Origin of the sequence: uncultured Methanobrevibacter sp. (assembly GCF_905235195.1) — an archaeon.
In the GTDB taxonomy this organism is placed as follows: Archaea; Methanobacteriota; Methanobacteria; order Methanobacteriales; family Methanobacteriaceae; genus Methanarmilla.
The window spans coordinates 1-5,426 of the sequence record NZ_CAJOKH010000077.1; the positions used below are offsets into that span (position 1 = coordinate 1).

At 26.0% G+C, this 5,426-nt stretch carries 2 protein-coding genes; both read left to right on the plus strand.

Annotated features, from left to right (window positions below; translation table 11 throughout):
- A partial coding sequence (locus QZ146_RS08260) for a transposase (RefSeq protein ID WP_295723471.1) occupies positions 1 to 220 on the plus strand: 220 nt, incomplete at its 5' end.
- 526 nt (positions 221 to 746) lie between these two features.
- Positions 747 to 5,111, plus strand: a complete 4,365-nt coding sequence (locus tag QZ146_RS08265; protein WP_295723475.1) for a C1 family peptidase — start codon at positions 747 to 749, stop codon at positions 5,109 to 5,111.
- Positions 5,112 to 5,426: the final 315 nt, after the last annotated feature.

Consider the following 5,426-nt stretch of genomic DNA (forward strand, 5'->3'; position numbering starts at 1 on the left):
AAGAATAACATATTGGACTAAAGAATGTAAAAACTGCTCTGTTCAAGAATATTGTGCAAAAAACCAACGTTATAGAACAATTGAAGATTATGAAAACCCCTCCAAAATCAGAATGCAAAGAAAAATGGAAACAGAAGAAGCAGAAAAAATCTACAAATTAAGGTCAAAAACTACCGAATTACCCTTTGCAAACATGAAACAAAATATAAAACTTACATAATTCCGAACAACAGGACTAAAAGAAGTAAACACAGAATTCAAATTATATACAATCGGACACAATCTGAAAAGAATATATAATGAAATAAATAGAAAAATAAAATAAGAAAAATATATAAAAAATTAAAAATTTTAATTATTTTTTTTAATGTTGAGAAAAATTTATAAAAAATTTTGCGTCCCACTCTCTTGTAAAATTTTCTCTACTTTTGTTTTTATTATTAGATATAAATGTTATGTTTAGATTTATAATTAGATTTAAACTTCAGTTTAATATTGATTTGTATATTAATCTTTTTTATTATACTTAATCTTTATTTAAATAATTTAAATATATAATTTTATCATTTAAGCGATTTATGTTATATTCTATTATAATTTGTAGAAAATTTTTGAAATAAATTGTATACTGTTAATCCATAAATAAATATATCAAGAAAATTATATAATTATTATAATTATTATTTAAAAAAAATATTTTAAACCTAAATTAAAATTATTATTGAAATTAAAATTATGGTTATATTATGAAATTGGAAATTAAAAAAGGATTCTTTTTAATATTGGTATTACTATTATTATCTTTTACAATTTCATCTGTTTCTGCATATAGTGTTGATTCTAACATAAATTCTAATGTTGATGATGTAGATTCAATTCAAAATAATGATTTAACACAAAAGGATGTTAATCTAAATTCTAATATTTATGATGGCGAAATAGATGAGGTTAGCAGTACTAATACTGATTTTAATTCTAGTTTAGATAGTGAAAGAGATGAGGTTGGTAATACTAATCTTAATTCTAATATAAATAGTGAAAATACATTAACTGACGAAAATAAATTAAAAACTGATGAAAATACATTAACTGATGAGAATACAGTTTACTTTAATGCTTCTGTTTTAGATGATGGTGATGGAACTAGGGAAAATCCATATAAGGATTTTTATAATCATTCTATTGTAGGTAAAATTGCTTATTTTACAGAGGGAACTTATCATTTAAATGATAACTCTTCTATTATAGATCAAAGTACTGTTTTAATTGGTAGTGGTGAAGGAACTATTATTGATTGTAGTGATGTTTATCTTATTGTTTCTAAAAGTCTAAGTGTGGAAAATCCTATTACTTTTAGTCTAAATGATCTAACAATTATAAATAATACAATTATAGTTTACTCTTATCTTAATTTATCTGATGTTAAGATGATATCTAATAGGCGTTTGATTTATGCCTCATCAGAAGAAATTCTTGAGCCTTCAAAACCTGTAATAAATATTTATAATTCTATTTTTGAAGGTGGAAAAATTACTCTTACTAATTATAGAGCAAATATTACAAATTCTACTTTTAAAAATTCTAATGGATCTAATGGTGGTGTATTAAATATTGCAAATACTTTCATTGAAATCTATAATTCTAATTTTTCATCAAATGTTGGAGTTTATGGTGGAGTTATTAGAGTTGAGACAGGAAGTAATTTAAATATTTATAATTCTAATTTTTCATCAAATGTTGGAGTTTATGGTGGAGTTATTAGAGTTGAGACAGGAAGTAATTTAAATATTTATAATTCTACATTTGAAAATAACTCTGCAACTTTTGGTGGAGATATTTATCAGGATTCTTCTTTTGTTGAAATTTATAATTCTACTTTTATAGGTTCACATAGTCAGTCTTTTGGAGGTTCTATTGTAGCTCAGGGAAATTCTATTTTAAAAATATATGATTCTACCTTTAACAAAACATACTCTTCAACTGATGCAGGTGGGGCATTATATTTATATAAAACGCTCCTTGTAATGGATAATGTTAATATTACAAATTCCAATGCTACATTTGGAGCAGCTATAACCTTTATAGATGTTAGTGATAATGGTAATTCGACTATATCAAACTCTCTTTTTGATAATAACTCTGCATTATATGAAGGTGGAGCAATCTATGCTATTTTTTCTCCACTTACAATCTTTAATTCAACATTTTCAAATAACAGTGCAATTAATGGGGGAGGAGTTTTTGCAGATAAAGGTGGAATTTTAAATATTACTTATTCTAAGTTTATTTTAAATAATGTTACTGGAATTGGTGGCGGAATATTTTCCAATGAAAATCCTGATTTTATAGATGAGTCAAACCAATTTATTAATAATACTGCTATTGATTATAATGATATATTCGACCAAGATTATTGGCCAATATATTATGGAGGTAACAGTACTCTTATTATTGGAAATTATGATTGGGATGGATTTATTCCATCAAATTATAGTTTAGTTGATTTGGGTGAGGATACTCCAATTAAAGATCAAGGTGCTGGTGGAAATTGTTGGGCATTTGCAGTTTTAGCTTCTATTGAAACCTCAATTATTAAAGCATCTGGGCAGGTTTATAATTTATCAGAAAATAATGTAAAAAATCTTCAAGCAAAATATTCTAAATATGGGTTTACTACATTTATTCCTAATTCTGGGGGAAATCTATATATGACTGTTGGATATGTTGTAAGTTGGATAGGTCCAGTCAATGCCTCAGATGACCCTTATAATCCAAATAATTTTTTATCCTATTGTTTTAACCAATCACTTCTTCACGTTCAAAATATATACTATCTTCCTCCAAGAACTAGTTTTACGGATAATGATTTGTTTAAAGAGGCAATTATGAGATATGGTGGAGTATATATTTCAATGCGTATGGAACAATCAATACCATATTTTGTTAGTCCGAATCATTATTATAATGGTGATGATTTAACTTCAAACCATGCAGTATGTATTGTTGGATGGGATGATAATTATTCAAAAAACAATTTCTATATTACTCCTCCCGGTGATGGTGCATGGATAGTTAAAAATAGTTGGGGTGAAGATTGGGGAGATAATGGTTATTTCTATATTTCATATTATGATACTGCTACAGCAAGAATAGGCGTTCAAGATGGATTTGCAATTGTCTTTAATGAAACGATACCATACAATAATAATTACCAATATGATATGGCGGGAATGACTGATTTCTTTGTTACTGGTAATAAAACTATTTATGTTAAAAATATTTACACTTCAATAAGCGACGATTATCTTGCAGGATTTTCTACCTTTTTTATGGGGGATAACGTATCTTTCATTACTAAAATCTATGTAAATGACATACTTCAAGATACAGTTAAGGGAATTTCCTCTCAAGGGTACTATACTTTCCATTTAAATAAGTTTGTACCTTTAAATAAAGGAGATAATTTTACTATTTTGATGAAACTTGATTGTGATACAGGCGCGGCTTTTCCTGTAAGTGAATATTCTACGGTAAGACTTGCACCATATATTAACTGTTCATATGTAAGTTTTGATGGTAATGAGTGGTATGATTTATATGATTTAGTTTTAAATTTATCTAATACAACTGGTCATTACTATACTGGTCAAATTGCATCAATTAAAGGATTTACAGTCTCACCTGATACTGCTTATCCAAGTAAAATTATAGTGGATAATATTAGTTCTGTGTTTAATAGGGTAACTCTTTTAAATGCAAGTATTTTAGACCTTAATAATAATCCTGTTAGGGCAGGTAAAGTATTCTTTGAAATTAATGGTAAAAACTACACTGCAGTATTAAATGATGGTGTGGCTCTTTTAAATTATACATTTAAAAATCCGGGAGATTATACAATTAATGTTCATTATTTAGGTGAGACCAATGGGTATTATGACGGAATTACTCATTATTCTAGTACTACAAATTTCACAGTAAATGTAGATAAAGCACCATCTAAAATAATAGCAAATGTTCCTGATATTATTTATGGAAATAATTTATATGTCTTTATAAATATTATAGATAGTGAGATGGAATATTCTAATGCTTCAGGTAGGGTTTATTTCACATATAACAATAAAACATATGATACATTTGTAAATAATACAAGTGCAATAATTATTATTCCATCAAGTGATTTAGTCGTTGGTAAATTCTGTTGTAACCTTGCTTATGTAGGTGATGATTATTATTATAACTCTACTGGTTTATCTAATAATTTTTCAATATATAAATCAGGCTCTACAGTTCAAATAAATACAAATCAATCTACTTATGAGTTTTACACACTTCCAATATTTGTAAATGTTAATAGTTCATTTGGAGAACTTATTAATGAAGGTAATGTCTTAATTCAAGCAAGACAAAATGGGCAAAATATTTTTATAGCAAATGTTAGTGTAATAAACAGTCAGGTAATCCTATCTATACCTTATCTTACAAAAGGTTTGTTATCAATTGATGCTAAATATCTGGGGTCAACTAACTTTAATGAGTCTGATACAGTTAGTGTTAAGGTAACTGTTAAAGAAACGGAATATGATTTAAAGGTAACTAATTTAAAAGTCCAATATAATGATGGAACTAAATTAATTGCTACATTATATAAAAATAAGGCAGCATATGCAAATCAAGAGATTGTATTTACTGTTGGATCTAAGAAAATATCAGTATTTACTAACTCTAAAGGACAAGCTAGTATTCCACTTAACTATGTACCTAAAAAGTACACTGTAAAAGTTACTGGTGCAGGTATTGGAAAAACTATTAATTTAACAATTGAAAAAGCTAAAACAAGCTTTAATTCTCCAACAAAAACAGTTAAATTAAATAATTACTTTAGTATTAAACTTGTTGATGGTAAAAAACAGCTTGTTAAGTCTCAATATGTGATAATAAAAATAGGTAAAAAATCATATACTGTTAAGACTAATTCTAAAGGTTTAGCAAGACTTAAAATTACTAGTAAAATTGCAGCTGTTGGTAAAGTCAAGGTAAAATGTAGTTTAAAGACTAATAACTATTATGCTACATCTTCAACTTCATTTACAATGACTGTTAAAAAGTAGTTTTTTAATTAAAGCTACTACTTTTTTATTTTTACTTAAATCTTATTTTTTATTTTTATTTCCTAATTTAATACACTTAGTTTTTTATTTTTCAGATTAATAATCATATTTTTTATTTTTAATCTAAATTATTTTCTTTATTTTAATTTAATTTCATTAATTATTTTTTTAAAACTATTCGTTTTTTATTTGATTTAGTATATTCTTTTAAACCAATTTAGGGGCCTGAATTTTTTAGTTCTCAGATAATTGTTGTATTGCTGTTTTTGAGTTAAAACCTTGTGATATGATTAAGGCTCCTAAAAATACATTCAA